The sequence below is a fragment of the Burkholderia sp. HAN2018 genome, assembly GCF_024704855.1.
Lineage (GTDB): Bacteria > Pseudomonadota > Gammaproteobacteria > Burkholderiales > Burkholderiaceae > Burkholderia > Burkholderia cepacia.
In genome coordinates this window covers 97914-112031 of the sequence record NZ_QOBB01000001.1, presented here as the reverse complement: position 1 = coordinate 112031, position 14118 = coordinate 97914, and the positions used below count along the sequence as shown (strand labels likewise).

The following is a 14118-nucleotide window of genomic DNA, read 5'->3' as shown; positions in this document are numbered from 1 at the left end:
CTGGTGTTCATCCCGGCGGTGGGCGAGTACGTGATTCCGGAACTGCTGGGCGGCGCCGACACGCTGATGATCGGGCGCGTGATGTGGGATGAATTCTTCAACAACATGGACTGGCCGATGGCGTCCGCGGTGACGGTCGCGATGGTGATGCTGCTGCTGGTGCCGATGGCGCTGTTCCAGTACTACCAGGTCAAGGAACTGGAGGACGCGAAATGATCAAGCCGAGCAAACCGCTGTCGACGGGCGTTCTCGCCTTCGGCTTCCTGTTCCTGTACATCCCGATCATCAGCCTGGTGGTGTACTCGTTCAACGAGTCGAAGCTGGTGACGGTGTGGTCGGGCTTCTCGCTGAAGTGGTACAGCGCGCTGCTGGACGACGACGAGCTGCTGACCGCCGCGTGGCTGTCGCTGAAGATCGGCCTGTTGACGGCCACCGCGTCGGTCGTGATCGGCACGTGGGCGGGTTTCGTGCTCGCGCGCTTCGGCCGCTTCAAGGGCTTCACGCTGTACACGGGGATGATCAACGCACCGCTGGTGATTCCGGAAGTGATCCAGGGCATCTCGCTGTTGTTGCTGTTCGTTGCGCTGGAGCAGATGTTCGGCTGGCCGAAGGGGCGCGGGATGGTGACGATCTGGATCGGGCACGTGATGCTGTGCGTGTCGTACGTGGCGATCATCGTGCAGTCGCGCGTGAAGGAGATGAACAAGTCGCTGGAGGAGGCGGCGCTCGATCTGGGCGCGACGCCGCTGAAGGTGTTCTTCGTGGTGACGCTGCCGCTGATCTCGCAGGCGCTGCTGTCGGGGTGGCTGCTGTCGTTCACGCTGTCGATCGACGACCTGGTGCTGTCGGCGTTCCTGTCGGGGCCGGGGTCGACGACGCTGCCGCTGGTGGTGTTCTCGCGCGTGCGGCTGGGGCTGAACCCGGAGATGAACGCGCTGGCGACGCTGTTCATCACGGCCGTGACGATCGGCGTGATCGTCGTGAACCGGATGATGATCGCGCGCGAGCGGCGCCGCGTGGCCGACATGAAGGCGGCGTTCGCGGTGGCGTGAGCGCGGGCATGATGGTGTGGCGGCATGACGAAAGCGACGGCGGGCGCATGACGGGCCCGCCTTTTACGGTGGTCGCTTGCTCGGGGAGAGGGAAACGGGGCGATCGTGTGCGGTGCGCTCGCTCATGACCGAGCGGGTCGGCTACGGTAACGGCGACGATGCCGCGTGCAAGGCGCCGCCGGCGCCGCGATTCGCGACGGTGCTTTCGGCGCCGGGTTTCGGGTTCCCGATGTGGCCGAACGACGCGTGGGAATGCCACATCGCACGCGATATCGCACGCAAGTAGCACGGTCGCCACGCGGCGGGCGACGCGCTATAGTCGTGCGACGCCCGCTGACGGTGCGATACACCCGGCGGCCCTTTCACTGACGCGCTCTCCCGATGACAGCCCTTCCCGACGTTACCCTGCGACTGACCGACATCGAGCAGCCGGCCGCACACGATTTCATCAGCCGCAAGCTCGGCGAATTCAATCACGCGATGACGGGGCGCGCCGACGCGGCCACGCTCGACGTGTACGTGACCGATCCCGCGACGGGCGAGATCGTCGGCGGCCTGACGGGGCGCACGTCGCTCGGTCTCTTCTTCATCGATCTGTTCTACCTGCCCGAATCGCTGCGCGGCGGCGGGTTCGGCAGCCGGCTGCTGCGCGAGGCCGAAGCGGAAGCGAAACGACGCGGATGCGCGCGGGCGGTGCTCTACACGATCTCGTTCCAGGCGCCGGATTTCTACCGGAAGCAGGGTTACGAAGCATTCGGCGAAGTGCCGTGCGAACCGGAAGGCACGTCGCGCGTGTTCATGGTGAAGGTGCTTTGAACCGGTTCGGCCGTCGTGCGTCGCGCGCTCAGATTCTCGTGGCGATCGCCTTGGGCGTATAGCTGGCGTGAGTGGCCGGATCGACGAACCGGCCTCTGAAATATCCGTCGCCGTTCGCGTCGGATACGAGCGTCTGATGGGCCGGATCCAGCATGCGGCGCCAGAATGCGTTCCGGCGTTCGATGTTGTCGATCGTTTGCGTCTTCCCGAGAATGTTGCCGGTCATCGTTGCGTCCTTGTCGCTGAGACTGCCGGCGAGCAGGAGCGAGAAGCCCGGCGGAAGGGGAAGCGTTCGATGGATCTCCGACCAGCACAGCGTGCCGATGCCCCGGCAGCACAATTCCGGCGGAAGCATGAAGTCGCCGATGTGCATCTTGAACGACGAATCGTCGAGCGGAAGCCACCGTTCGCTGAACGGGAATTTCCTGACCCGGGTGGGCGATCCGAATGGCGACTCCCGGTATTCGAATTCGACGGACACGCGGCCCGTGCAGCAGCGATCGGGCAACGCGTCCAGCTTGTCGATTTCCTGCACGATCGTCATGGTCGCGATCGGCACGCCTTGCAGATCGGCGATCCGGTACGAATGCCGCGTGGTGTTCATCGTGTTGATCCTCGAGCGAGCACGACGACGGAGCTCGAACGTCGGCGTCCGGGCGTCGGTAGCGTGCCCCGTACCAGCGGCGCGGGGCACACGCTACCCGCCGTCCGCGTCAGCAATGCTCCAGCGCGTACGACAGGTCGGCGATCAGGTCGTCCGGATGTTCGAGCCCGACCGACACGCGAATCAGCCCTTCCGACACACCGGCCGCTGCGCGCGCTTCGGCCGGCACGCCCGAATGCGTCGTCGATGCCGGATGGCAGATCAGCGACTCCGTGCCGCCGAGACTGACCGCGGACTTGAAGAGCGTCAGGTGGTTGATGAACCTGAATGCCTGCTCGCGGCCGCCGTCGAGGATGAACGCGAACGTCGAGCCGGGCCCGCTGCACTGGCGCCGGTAGACGGCCTGGTAGGCCGGATCGTCGATGAGCTCGGGATGCAGCACGCGCACCGGGCGATGCGGATTGCCGGCGAGCCAGCGGGCGACGGCGCTGCCGCTGCGCGCGGCCTGCTGCATGCGCAGTACGAGCGTTTCCATCGAGCGGGTGATCATCCACGACGAATGCGGGTCGAGCTGCGAACCGAGCGTGCTGCGGACCGAGCGGATCTTCGTGATCAGGTCGCGGGTGCCGGTCACGCCGCCGGCGACGAGGTCGCTATGCCCGCCGATGTATTTCGTCAGCGAGTACACGCTCAGGTCGATGCCTTGCCGCGACGGCTTCTGATACAGCGGCCCGAGCAGCGTGTTGTCGCAGACCGACAGCGGGCGGTAGCCGTGCCGCGCTTCGAACGCATCGATTTCGCTGCGCAGCCCGTCGAGGTCGAACAGCGCGTTGGTCGGGTTGGCGGGCGTCTCGATGTAGCACATCCGCACGTTGCCCTTTTGCGCGGCCGCTTCGAGCGCGGCGCGGATCGCGCTGGTGGACAGCCCGTCGGCGATCACTTCGGAGCGGATGCCCCACTCGGGCAGGAACTTCGAGATCAGCGTTTCGGTGCCGCCGTACAGCGGCACGGACTGGACGACGCAGTCGCCCGGCCGCAGGAACGTCAGCAGAATCGCGGCGATTGCCGACATGCCGCTCGACGTCACGACGGCGGCTTCGGAATCGTCGAGCAACGCGAGGCGATCCTCGACGATCTCCAGGTTCGGGTGATTGAAACGGCTGTAGACGAGGCCCGCGCCTTCGCCTTCGGGCGAAGGCTTGCGCCCGGCCACGACGTCGAAGAATTCGGCGCCGTCCTCGGCCGTGCGGAACGCGAACGTCGACGTGAGGAACACGGGCGGCTTCACCGATCCTTCCGACAGGAACGGATCGTAGCCGTACGACATCATCTGGGTTTCGGGATGGAGTTCCCGGTCTGCAATCTTGCGCTTGTGGTAGTTGCGATAGGCCATGCGGTGCTCCGTGCAGGGGTGGTGAGGAACGGCCGTTGCAGCGGCGGCATGACGCGTGCGGCGCCGGGTAGGCACCGTTCGTCGCGACCGCGTGACGCGATACTACCCGAAGGCTTGGCCTTCGTGACGCGCGACTGTCACTATCGAGAGGGTGTCGCCTGTTCGACGATCATGTCGTACAGCGCACGGGCGGCCGGCGACAGTTGCGCGCTCCGGCGCGTGACGAGCACGAGCGTGCGCGACACCGCCGGCTCGACGAGTTCGATCGTGCGGATCATCGGGTACGCGTTCTTCTGGATCGCGAGCTTCGGCACCACCGCCGCGCCGAGCCCTTCCGCGACGAGCCCGAGCGCCGTCGAGCTGCGTTGTACTTCGTAGAACGAATGCAGCGACACGCCGCTCGTCTTCAGCGCGCCGTCGAGCAGCCCGCGATTGCCGCTCACTTCGCCGGCGAAGATCAGCGGATGCGGTTGCAGGGCGGCCCAGCGAATGCGCCGCCGCTTCGCGAGCGGATGATCGTCGCGGCACACGAGTACATACGGGTCGCTCGTCAGCGGGACGTTGACCAGTTCGGGATGCTGGTCGCCGGCGATGCCGATGCCGAACTCGGCCTCGCGATGCAGCACGGCCTGCAGGACCGACGCCGACGCGTGATCGAGGATCTTCACGCGATCGTGCGGGCGGTGCGCGGAGAATGCGCGCAGGATGCGGGGCAGGTATTGCACGCCGACCGTCGGCACGCACGCGATCGTGACGTCGCCGCGCTGGCTCAGGCCGGTTTCGCGAATCTCGGTGAGCGCGTCGGACAGCTCGTTCAGCAGCCGGCGCGCTTGCGGCAGGAAGCGCCGGCCGATTTCGGTGAGGGTGGTGCGGCGCGTGGTGCGCTCGACGAGCGCGACGCCGAGAAAGGTTTCGAGCTTGCGCAGCCGCTGCGTGATGGCCGTCTGCGTGACGTGCAGCGTATCGGCCGCCTGCCGGAAGCTGCCGCCGTCGGCGATCGCGACGAAAGCCTGAACACCGAGCGTATCGATCTTCATCAGAATTTTGAATCAATCACGATATTAAATTCATTTTACTGAACTTCACGACGACCGCAGAATGCTTCGCATCGACGGCCCCCCGCACCGCGCACGCCGGCAGCGGCACGGCCGTCCACGCCGACCACGAGGAGAACGACATGACGACCCCACTCGATCGATACGCGGCCCAGTACGTGCAATTCGAGGACGAACGCACGCGGCCGATCCGCGATCTGCTCGCCGCTGTGCCGAACACGCCGATCCGTACCGCGATCGACATCGGCTGCGGGCCCGGCAATTCGACGGAGGCGCTGATCGCGCGTGCGCCGGACGCAACGGTCCACGGAATCGATGCGTCGACGGACATGATCGACGCCGCGCGCAAGCGCCTGCCGGACCTGCGTTTCGACGTCGTGGATATTTCCACGTGGGACGATCCCGGCGGCTACGACCTGATTCTCGCGAATGCGGTGCTGCAATGGGTGCCCGCGCACGACACGCTGTTTCCCGCACTCGTCGGTCGGCTCGCGCCGGGCGGCCATCTGGCGGTGCAGATGCCCGACAACCTCGACGAACCCGCGCATCGGCTGATGCGCGAGGTCGCCGCGGCCGGGCCGTGGGCGGACAAGCTAAAAGGCGCGGCGCGCACCGAGCGGTTCGATGCGCGTCATTACCACGCGCTGCTGTCGCCGCTGTGCTCGCGCGTGGACGTGTGGCGCACGACCTACTACCACCCGCTGCGCGGCGGTGCCGATGCGGTCGTCGAATGGTTCAAGGGCAGCGCGCTGCGGCCGTTCCTCGCGGCGCTCGACGACGGCGAGCGCGCGGCGTTTCTCGCGCGGTATCGCGACGCGATCGCGGGCCCGGGCGGCTATCCGGCGCTTGCCGACGGCACCGTGCTGCTGCCGTTCCCGCGTCTGTTCATCGTGGCGACGCGGGCATGATCCGGATGTGATGCGCGTGAGATCCGGCGATGACGCGCGTTCGGCGGTGCGTCAGCGCGCCGGCCGCATCGATTCCGGGTCGACCGTGCGGATCCGTGCGGTCTGCCCGTCGCGCAGGTCCTTGTACCAGAACAGCGCGACTTCACCGTCGTTCTCGTCGTCCGCGTACAGCAGGCGATCGTGCCCGCCCAGCACGAAGCCCGAGCGCGCATAGGTGCTGCACGCGGCGATGTTGTTCGACTGCGTTTCCAGCCGCATGAAGCCGAACCCGTGGCTGCGCGCCCAGGATTCGGCGGCCGCGAGCAGCAACTGTCCGATGCCTTGCCGTCGGCTGAGGCGGTCGACGGCCAGCTCCGCGATCTCGGCCATCCCGTTCCAGCTCTGGCTGATCGCCACGAACCCGGCGAGCCGGCCGCCGGCCGTCGCGCGAAAGAGCGCCGTTTTGCCGGTCGCCCCGTCCGCCCAGCCGGTCGGATCGAAGCCGTAGTGCTTGCGGCGCGCCGGCAGCGCGCGCAGATCGAGCAAGTCCTGATACGGCGCGTTCAATTCCCACGCGATGTCGAACGAGAAGTCGCATCGATCCAGTTCGTCGGCGGGAATCGCGCTCGTCTGTTCGATGCTGATGTGTTCGGCTCGGTCCATGTGTCGGTGTCCTGTCTTCTGCGGGATGGCGTGGTGTCGTCGGTGATGCGATCGCCGGCATCGTGAGGTGCGCCGCATCGAGTGTGTGCGTGCCGCGGATTTTTGCGCCCGCACAGTTCGCCGTGCGCGAGACCGGCACAGACTGGCTCCTCCCTTGACGGCGAAACGCGGGCAAACCGTGAACCGGATGGCGACGCAAACGTATGCGGGGTGCATGCGCCGGCGAGGGCGCTCTTTCAACCGCCTGATTATGCTGGATTTCGGCATGAGGCCGTCGCCGGCATCGACGCGATGCGGGCCGTCGTGCGTCGCGACTTCGATCCGGGTGACCGTCGGCCGCCTGTGGAGGAAAGACGACAGGAACCCGAATAATTGTTTACCGTTTCGTGACAACTCGATATATTCCGAAAAATATATCGAAGGTCGTGGCGTCGTCAGGCGCCACGTCGTCCACCCGCTCCACGAAAGCCGGAAGAGATTCTGACCTGCATCGCCGGAGCAACGCGTCGTCGCGGCATGCGCACTCGGTGCGCACGCGCGCAGGCGCTGCAACACAGGCGGCCGCCCCGCGGCATGCCACATCAGCAAGCCCATACCGGTACCGAAACGAAGCATCGTGCATGTGCATGAGGTGTATGTGCGCGCGGCGATCCGGTGGCTCGCGTTCGTCAATCAGTCGGTGATTCGTCAACACGCCGCGCGTCGCGCTGCGACGCAGACGCGCGTCGACAACAACAGGAAGTGAACATGAAAAAGACCATCGCGGCCGCAGCCGCACTCGGGATGTTCGGCACCGCCGCGCACGCGCAAAGCAGCGTCACGCTCTACGGGCTGATCGATGCGGGTATCACGTATTCGAACAAGGTCGCGACGTCGGGCGGCCACGGCAAGCTCGTCAAGTACGGTGACGGCGTCGCGTCGGGCAGCCGCTGGGGCATTCGCGGGACCGAGGATCTCGGCGGCGGGCTGAAGGCGTTGTTCGTGCTGGAGAACGGCTTCAGCAGCGGTGACGGCTCGATCGGCCAGGGCGGTGCGCTGTTCGGCCGGCAGGCGTTCGTCGGGCTGTCGAAGAACGGGATCGGCTCGTTGACGTTCGGCCGCCAGTATTCGTTCTCGACCGACTACATCGGCGCGAACTACGCGATGGGCAGCCAGACGCCGGCCGGCAACTACGCGTATCACATCAACGATCTCGACCAGCTGACGTCGAGCCGCATCAACAACGCCGTGAAGTTCCAGAGCGCGAACTTTGCGGGCCTCACGTTCGGCGCGATGTACGGCTTCTCGAATTCGACGCAGTTCGCGGGCACGCCGACCACGACCGGCGCGAACGGTTCGCAGGGTTCGTCGAGCGCGTACAGCTTCGGCGCGAACTATGCGCAGGGGCCGTTCGGCATCGGCGCCGCGTACACGAACATCCGCTTCCCGAACGGCGCGACGCCCGCGTTCGGCGTCAGCATCGCGAACGTCAACACGCAGGGGCTGCGCGATCTCGAGACGGTCGGCGTCGGCGCGCGTTATGCGATCGCGGCGGCCCTCGTGTGGGCGAACTGGACGCATACGAAGTTCGTGCCGCTGTCGGGCGAATCGTCGAAGCTGAACAACTACGAAATCGGCGGCCGCTATGCGTTCACGCCGGCCCTGAGCGGCGGCCTCGGCTATACGTTCTCGAAGCTCGACGGCCGCTTCGACGGCAAGTGGCATCAGGTCAACGCCGCGGTCGACTATGCGCTGTCGAAGCGCACGGACGTCTACGTGAGCGCGGCCTATCAGAAGGCGTCGGGCAGCAATACGATCAATGGCCGCGCGGTGCCGGTGCAGGCGGAGATCGGCTCGTCGGGTTCGTTCATCGGCAACGCGGGCGCGAACACGCAGTTCGTCACGCGGATCGGCCTGCGTCACAAGTTCTGATCGGCCTCACCCGCGAGCGGGCGCTCCATCGGAGCGCCCGTTTTTGCTGTCGGGCGCGACGAAGCGCGACCCTGCACCGGTTGATCTACACGGCCGGCAACCTCGGCGATTTCGATGCCGCGCAGGCGGCCGGGCTGTGGATCCTCGAAATCCGGATCGCACACCCGACGCGGCCGTTCGGCGCGTTCCACGAGGATCCGCTCGTGTAGCGCCTGTCGCGCGGGCAGGGCGAAGGGAAACGCATTCGGGCGCAACGCGGCACGTCGCGCCCGAATGCGTGCCGGCCCCATGCAGGCGGCCGGCGCGGCACGGTCAGGCCACCGTCAGATGTTGATCGTGACGGGCCCCGCGAGCGGCGTGTAGCCGTCGTCGAACAGATACCACGCGTCGTACTGCCCCGACGCCAGCGTGCTGTTGGCCGTGGACGAGAACAGCAGCGAGCCGGTGCTCTTCGGCAGGTACGCCCACGACTTGTAGCTGCCCTTGGTCGGCTGCGCGCCATGCGCGAAGATGCCCACCCAGTTCTTCGGGCTGTGGCTCCACGGCGGCGCAACGTAGTCGAACCGCAGCGTGCCGAACGTCGAGCCCTGCGACGCGAGCGACGCGACGAACTTCTTGCCGGTATTGCCGATCGCCGAATCCGTGAGCAGGGTGCCGGATTGCGTCTGCACGCAGCCGGCTACCCGGCGCAGGAAATTCGGATCGTTCGCGTCGCGGATGCTGGCGTCGTACCAGCCGCCGTCGCCGTACCACGTGACGGCTTGCGTCGCGCCGGCGGCGACGGTGACCGACTGCCGCGTGTTCATGCCGTACGCGTTGTCGGTGAGCTGGAACGTCGTCGCGGCCGAGCCGGCGGAGTTGTCGAGCGTGATCTGCACGTTGCCGTTGGCCACGTCGTAGCACAGGCTGACTTCGGCGGTCGATCCCGTGTTGCCGGACGAACCGATGCTGCCGCGGAACGTCTGCAGGAAGCCGTTCGGGCCGTAGACGGAATAGTCGTAGCTGCCGCCGGCATTCAGCGCGAGCGAATCCGACAGGTTCGCGCACCGGCCCGCGCCGGCCGCGATCGTGTAGTGCCGGGGGATCGTGCTCGTGCCGTCGACCCACGCCTGCAGGTGGACGCCGGCGGTGCCGGTGTTGGTCATCGTCAGCGACAGCGCATTGCCGGCGCGGTTGACCTTGCCTTGCACGAAAAACTCGTAGGGCAGGCGGCAGGCGGTGCTGCGGCCGGCCGTCTGCGCCGGCACCGCGGTGGTGGTCGGGTAGGGGATCGGGACGGCCGGGCCGTTCGGGTTCATGTTGCTTGCCGGCGGCTGGATCGCGGGAACCGTCCGGTCGGCGTTCGAGAAATCGAAGGCCGACGTCAGGTCGCCGCAGACCGTGCGTCGCCACGGCGTGATGTTGGTTTCCTGTAGCCCGAAGCGCGCTTCCAGAAAGCGGATCACCGATGTGTGATCGAAGACCTGCGAATTGACCTTGCCGCCCTTCGACCACGGCGAGATCACGAACATCGGCACGCGCGGGCCGAGCCCGATCGGCACGTCGCCGCTCGCCGAGCCGTCCGATGCGGCGCCGCTGCCGGAGACGAATTCGGCGGCCGTCGAGACCGTGGAGCGGCCGGTGCCGGCAGCGGAACTGGCCGGGACGGCCGGCGGCATGTGATCGAACAGCCCGTCGTTCTCGTCGTACATGACGAGCAGCACCGTGCTGGCCCACACCGCCGGATTCGACGTCAGCGCATCGAGGACGCTGCTGACGTACCATTCGCCGCCGCTCGCGGCCCACGACGGGTGCTCGCAGTATGCATAGGGCGCGGCGATCCACGATACCTGCGGCAGCGTGCCGTTGGCGACGTCGGCCCGCAGCTGACTGAAGAGGTTCGTATCGTATTCCTTGCCGCCGCCTGACGGGTCGATCTGCGTGCCGTTGAGCGCCGGCGCGAGCGGATCGCCTGCACCGAGGTTCTGGTATTGCTTGAAGTTCAGGATGACGTTGTCGCCGTAATTGCCGTTCCACCAGAGATCGCTTTTGGAGCCGTTGTATTCGCCGTAGCCATGTGCGGCATCCAGGCCGTTGCCCTTGTCCTGATAGAACTTCCACGTCACGCCGGCCGTGTTCAGGCGCTCCGGCATCGTGGTCCAGCCGGTGCCCGTCATCGTGTTCGTCGTGTACGGCGAGTAACCGGCGACGTTGCCGCAGCACCCGGTCCACAGATACAGGCGGTTCGGGTCGGTCGGGCCGAGCATCGAGCAGTGGTACGCGTCGCACACCGTGAACGCGCTCGCCAGCGCGTAGTAGAACGGGATGTCCTTCTGCGTGAAGTAGTACATCGTGCCGCTGGTCTTCGCGTCGGCCCAGTTGTCGTAGCGGCCGTTGTTCCAGGCACTGTGCGTGCCGCTCCAGCTGTGGTCCAGGTCGCCGTAGTAGGTGTCGCCGTTCGCCGTGCCGGAGGGCGGGGACGGGTTGAACGGAAACACGTAGGACGTCAGCCAGGGCTGGCGCCACACCGGATACCCGCTCGAAATCACGACCGGCCGAGGGTCGCCGAAGCCGCGCGCGCCGCCCAGCGTGCCGAGGTAGTGGTCGAACGAACGGTTTTCCTGCATCAGGATCACGACGTGCTTCACGTCCTGGATCGTGCCGGTGACGGTGGCTGCCGGAATGGCCTGGGCGCGCGCGATGCTTTCGGGCAGCATGCCCGTGATCGCGGTCGCGCCGGCGAGCTTCAACGCATCGGCGAGGAACTGACGTCGTGTCGTGGGTTTGTTTTGCATGATCGCTCTCTGTCGTGGATGGCTGGCTCCGGGGCCAGCGTCGGTCAGTGGCACGCGCTCGCGCAGTGCAGGACGGGCGTGGATGCCGAACCCGGTGCGGCCGCGCGCGCGGCCGCCACGTTGGCCGCGGTGCCCGAGTCGCCATCGCCGCAAGCGGCCAGCGTGCACAGCAGCGCGATCATGAAAACGCCGCGCCAGTGCGGAAAGCGGCTTTCCGAACGGCGCGACCTGACGACATGCTTTCGACTCGACTCGAATCGGATTCCTGAATGATCGAGGCCGTTGCTGCGTGTTCCGTATTTCATTACCCCTCCCGACATGAAAATGGACAGCAGAGAATATCGCCCGAATCAGAACAACTTCATGACAGGCCACCCGCGCGTGCCTGCCACCTGCAAAAGCCTCGAATCGGGATTGGTGGCGACAGGATGCGTGACGTAATCCAGCAGCGGCACGTCGTTGATCGAGTCGCTGTAGAAGTAGGTGCGCTCGAAATCCGACGGCGCGTAGCCGAGCGATTCCAGCCACGCGGTCGTGCGCACGATCTTTCCTTCGCGGAAGCTCGGCACGCCGGTGCTGCGCCCGGTAAACGCGCCGTCCGGCGTGCCGTCGTCGGTATCGAGTTCGATGCCGAGCAGGTGCTCGATGCCGAATTCGGCTGCGATCGGCCGCGTGACGAAGACGTTGGTCGCCGTCACGATGCAGCAGAGATCGCCGTTTTCGCGATGCCGCCCGACCAGCTCGCGCGCCTGCGGCGTGATCGCCGGACGGATCACTTCGTCCATGAACCGCGCATGCCAGCGCTCGAGCACCTTGCGCGGATAGCGGGTGAGCGGCGCGAGCGTCACGGCGAGATACGCGTTCATGTCGAGCGTGCCGGCTGCGTAATGACCGTAGTGCTCGTCGATCAGCGCGGCGTGCGCGTCGTCCTCGCGCCAGCCGACCCGCGAGATGAAGCGGGCCCAGGCCTGGTCGCTGTCGAGCGGCAGCAGCGTGTGGTCGAGATCGAACAGCGCGAGATTCTTGTACATGCCGGGTTCCTTGTCTTGCAGGCTCATGCGCCGATCAGCTTCTCGATCGCATCCTTCGCATTCTTTCCGTCGATGGTCGTCACGCCGTCGAGCCACTTCGACAGCACGCCCGGATGCTTCTTCGCCCATTCCCTGGCCACCGCGACCGGGTCCGCGTGATTCATGATCGGCACCATCAGCTGGTTTTCTTCGTCGGTCGTGAACTTCAGGTTGGTCAGCAGCCGGCCGACGTTCGGGCAGCGTTCGAGATAGCCGGGCGTGACGAGCGTGTAGACCTTCGCCGAGCCGTAGTTCGGGCCGAACACGGTGTCGCCGCCGTCGAGATAGGTGATCCGGTAGTCGATGTTCATCGGATGCGGCTCCCACGCGAGGAACACGATCATCCGGTGCTCCTGCACGGCGCGCGTTACCTGCACGAGCATGCCGGCCTCGCTCGATTCGACCAGCTTGAAGCCGCCGAGCCCGAACTCGTTCTTGTCGATCATTCGCTGGATCAGCGCGTTGCCGTTGTTGCCGGCGCCGATCCCGTAGATCTTGCCGTCCAGCTGGTCGCGGAACCTGGCGATATCGGCGAAGCGCTTGAGCCCCTTGTCGGATGCGTATTGCGGCACGGCCAGCGTATAGCGCGCGCCGACCAGGTTGGGCTCCGGCAACTGGTGGACGGCGCCGGCGTCCACGAACGGCTTCACCGTCGGCGTCATGCTCGGATCCCAGTAGCCGAGGAACGCGTCGATCTGCGCCTTCTTCACGCCGGCCAGCACGATCGGCGGCGACGCGATCGTCTTGGTCGCCTCGTAGCCGAGTCCGTCGAGCAGCATCATCGCGACGCCTGTGGTGGCCGCGATGTCGCTCCAGCCGACGTCGCCGAGCGTCACCTTTTTGCAGACGTCGCCTTCCGATGCGTGAGCGGGGGCCGTCGCCAGCGCCGCCAGCAGGGTTGCGGCCAGCATCCATGCCTTCTTCATCATGTTGGTCTCCTAAGCAAGTGTTCCGGATCGTGTTGCCTGAATGGTCTGACGATTGATCGTGCCGATCGGATGAAACAAACGAACTTGGGTCTGGCTTTGCAGTTTTTCGTACCGTATATTAGAACGCACAAAATCGCAAGATCGCACAAAAATACAACTCGCCGGGTGCCGGGTGCGGCAACGGGCGGGGCAGGCAGGAAGAACCGGACGGCGGCCCCATGCGGGCCGCGCCTCATCGGATGGACCAGGCAAAGCAAGGAGACTTCGAATGATCAGTCAGCTGGAAATCGTGTCCCGCCTGTTGCTGGCGGCATTGCTCGGCAGCCTCGTCGGCATCGAGCGCGAGCGCCTGTCGTGGGCGGCCGGATTGCGCACCCACATGCTGATGGCGGTGGGCGCCGCGCTCGTGATGGTCGTGTCGGCGTTCGGCTTCGCGGATGTCCAGAACGCGAAGAACGTGTCGCTGGACCCGTCGCGCGTCGCCGCGCAGGTGGTATCGGGCATCGGCTTCCTCGGCGCCGGTTCGATCATGCTGCGCGGTGAGATCATCCGCGGCCTGACGACCGCGGCGAGCCTGTGGGTCGTGGCGGCGGTCGGGCTGGCCGTGGGCGGCGGCATGTATGTGGCCGCGATTGCCGCGACGGCGATCGTGCTCGCGATCCTGGCCGGCCTGAAGCCGATCGAGAAGCGCTTGTTCGCAACGCGGCAGCGCTGGGGCGTGCGTATCCTCGCGAGCCGCGGCGCCGTGAAGCTGACGTCGCTGCAGGCGATGCCCGGCATCGACCAGGCGCGCATCGTCCGGTTCATCATCGAACAGGACGACGCCGCGCCGGACGACGACCGCATCCACGTGGTGTTTTCGAAGATGACGAGCAGCGAGTGCCAGGCGGTGCGTCAATCCCTGCAGACCCTCGTCGGCATCAAAAAACTGGAGGAGAGCGCTGCGTAGTTCGCCGTTCGAATA

The 14118-nt window shown here is 66.2% G+C and carries 15 protein-coding genes and 1 pseudogene; 8 read left to right on the top strand and 8 right to left on the bottom strand.

The genetic code is table 11. The annotated features are described in order from the left end of the window. The 4 genes and pseudogenes from DPV74_RS00560 to DPV74_RS00545 all read left to right on the top strand — a co-directional run. Positions 1–216 (top strand): annotated as a pseudogene (locus DPV74_RS00560) (putrescine ABC transporter permease PotH); the annotation flags it as partial. Then, positions 213–1052, top strand: coding sequence for an ABC transporter permease subunit (locus DPV74_RS00555; protein ID WP_027788939.1), 840 nt, complete (start codon positions 213–215; stop codon positions 1050–1052). The pseudogene DPV74_RS00560 and the gene DPV74_RS00555, both read left to right, overlap by 4 nt. A 124-nt stretch (positions 1053–1176) precedes the next feature. Beyond that, complete coding sequence (locus DPV74_RS00550; RefSeq protein ID WP_162922906.1) at positions 1177–1338, top strand: hypothetical protein; 162 nt, start codon at positions 1177–1179, stop codon at positions 1336–1338. A 95-nt stretch (positions 1339–1433) separates the two neighbouring features. Continuing rightward, positions 1434–1868, top strand: a complete 435-nt coding sequence (locus tag DPV74_RS00545; RefSeq protein WP_027789881.1) for a GNAT family N-acetyltransferase — start codon at positions 1434–1436, stop codon at positions 1866–1868. A gap of 28 nt (positions 1869–1896) precedes the next feature. On the opposite strand, the gene DPV74_RS00540 is transcribed toward DPV74_RS00545, so the two are convergent. The 3 genes from DPV74_RS00540 to DPV74_RS00530 form a co-directional block, all read right to left on the bottom strand. After that, positions 1897–2472 carry a hypothetical protein gene (locus DPV74_RS00540; RefSeq protein WP_119336308.1) on the bottom strand — a complete coding sequence of 192 codons (576 nt, stop codon included), beginning with the start codon at positions 2470–2472 and terminating at the stop codon, positions 1897–1899. Between the two features lie 109 nt (positions 2473–2581). Beyond that, positions 2582–3865 carry a cystathionine gamma-synthase family protein gene (locus DPV74_RS00535; RefSeq protein WP_027789879.1) on the bottom strand — a complete coding sequence of 428 codons (1284 nt, stop codon included), beginning with the start codon at positions 3863–3865 and terminating at the stop codon, positions 2582–2584. Positions 3866–4005: 140 nt separating this feature from the next. Next, the gene (locus tag DPV74_RS00530) at positions 4006–4902 is read right to left on the bottom strand and encodes a LysR family transcriptional regulator (protein ID WP_021159947.1); all 897 of its coding nucleotides are present in this window, start codon (positions 4900–4902) and stop codon (positions 4006–4008) included. 140 nt (positions 4903–5042) lie between these two features. Here DPV74_RS00530 and tam point away from each other — a divergent pair, with 140 nt between their 5' ends. Continuing rightward, positions 5043–5828, top strand: coding sequence for a trans-aconitate 2-methyltransferase (gene tam, locus DPV74_RS00525; protein WP_119336307.1), 786 nt, complete (start codon positions 5043–5045; stop codon positions 5826–5828). 51 nt (positions 5829–5879) lie between these two features. Here the strand turns inward: tam and DPV74_RS00520 are convergent, their stop codons facing one another. Beyond that, positions 5880–6470, bottom strand: a complete 591-nt coding sequence (locus DPV74_RS00520) for a GNAT family N-acetyltransferase (protein WP_119336306.1) — start codon at positions 6468–6470, stop codon at positions 5880–5882. A 747-nt stretch (positions 6471–7217) separates the two neighbouring features. On the opposite strand from DPV74_RS00520, the gene DPV74_RS00515 reads away from it, so the two are divergent. Further along, positions 7218–8381, top strand: a complete 1164-nt coding sequence (locus tag DPV74_RS00515; protein ID WP_119336305.1) for a porin — start codon at positions 7218–7220, stop codon at positions 8379–8381. Between the two features lie 80 nt (positions 8382–8461). Then, the gene (locus tag DPV74_RS00510) at positions 8462–8590 is read left to right on the top strand and encodes a hypothetical protein (protein WP_257942884.1); all 129 of its coding nucleotides are present in this window, start codon (positions 8462–8464) and stop codon (positions 8588–8590) included. Between the two features lie 114 nt (positions 8591–8704). Here DPV74_RS00510 and DPV74_RS00505 read toward each other — a convergent pair whose 3' ends face one another. From DPV74_RS00505 to DPV74_RS00490, 4 genes are all read right to left on the bottom strand, one after another. Beyond that, positions 8705–11155: a phosphocholine-specific phospholipase C gene (locus DPV74_RS00505; protein ID WP_119336304.1), complete on the bottom strand. Its 2451-nt coding sequence runs from the start codon at positions 11153–11155 to the stop codon at positions 8705–8707. Positions 11156–11199: 44 nt separating this feature from the next. After that, entirely contained in the window at positions 11200–11337 is a 138-nt protein-coding gene (locus tag DPV74_RS00500; RefSeq protein ID WP_226127085.1) for a hypothetical protein, read from the bottom strand. Positions 11338–11505: 168 nt separating this feature from the next. Continuing rightward, positions 11506–12186 (bottom strand): HAD family phosphatase, encoded by a 681-nt coding sequence (locus DPV74_RS00495; RefSeq protein WP_021159955.1) that lies wholly within the window; start codon positions 12184–12186, stop codon positions 11506–11508. 23 nt (positions 12187–12209) lie between these two features. Further along, positions 12210–13154 (bottom strand): choline ABC transporter substrate-binding protein, encoded by a 945-nt coding sequence (locus DPV74_RS00490; protein ID WP_060064546.1) that lies wholly within the window; start codon positions 13152–13154, stop codon positions 12210–12212. Positions 13155–13422: 268 nt separating this feature from the next. Here DPV74_RS00490 and DPV74_RS00485 point away from each other — a divergent pair, with 268 nt between their 5' ends. Further along, positions 13423–14103 (top strand): MgtC/SapB family protein, encoded by a 681-nt coding sequence (locus tag DPV74_RS00485; protein WP_119336303.1) that lies wholly within the window; start codon positions 13423–13425, stop codon positions 14101–14103. The last annotated feature ends 15 nt before the right edge of the window (positions 14104–14118 follow it).

Coding starts and splice junctions, on each gene's coding strand:
- DPV74_RS00550 (WP_162922906.1), top strand. CDS start 1,177: ATGACCGAGCGGGTCGGCTACGGTAACGGCGACGATGCCGCGTGCAAG.
- DPV74_RS00490 (WP_060064546.1), bottom strand. CDS start 13,154: ATGATGAAGAAGGCATGGATGCTGGCCGCAACCCTGCTGGCGGCGCTG.
- DPV74_RS00485 (WP_119336303.1), top strand. CDS start 13,423: ATGATCAGTCAGCTGGAAATCGTGTCCCGCCTGTTGCTGGCGGCATTG.
- DPV74_RS00555 (WP_027788939.1), top strand. CDS start 213: ATGATCAAGCCGAGCAAACCGCTGTCGACGGGCGTTCTCGCCTTCGGC.
- DPV74_RS00520 (WP_119336306.1), bottom strand. CDS start 6,470: ATGGACCGAGCCGAACACATCAGCATCGAACAGACGAGCGCGATTCCC.
- tam (WP_119336307.1), top strand. CDS start 5,043: ATGACGACCCCACTCGATCGATACGCGGCCCAGTACGTGCAATTCGAG.
- DPV74_RS00540 (WP_119336308.1), bottom strand. CDS start 2,472: ATGAACACCACGCGGCATTCGTACCGGATCGCCGATCTGCAAGGCGTG.
- DPV74_RS00515 (WP_119336305.1), top strand. CDS start 7,218: ATGAAAAAGACCATCGCGGCCGCAGCCGCACTCGGGATGTTCGGCACC.
- DPV74_RS00535 (WP_027789879.1), bottom strand. CDS start 3,865: ATGGCCTATCGCAACTACCACAAGCGCAAGATTGCAGACCGGGAACTC.
- DPV74_RS00500 (WP_226127085.1), bottom strand. CDS start 11,337: ATGATCGCGCTGCTGTGCACGCTGGCCGCTTGCGGCGATGGCGACTCG.
- DPV74_RS00545 (WP_027789881.1), top strand. CDS start 1,434: ATGACAGCCCTTCCCGACGTTACCCTGCGACTGACCGACATCGAGCAG.
- DPV74_RS00505 (WP_119336304.1), bottom strand. CDS start 11,155: ATGCAAAACAAACCCACGACACGACGTCAGTTCCTCGCCGATGCGTTG.
- DPV74_RS00530 (WP_021159947.1), bottom strand. CDS start 4,902: ATGAAGATCGATACGCTCGGTGTTCAGGCTTTCGTCGCGATCGCCGAC.
- DPV74_RS00495 (WP_021159955.1), bottom strand. CDS start 12,186: ATGTACAAGAATCTCGCGCTGTTCGATCTCGACCACACGCTGCTGCCG.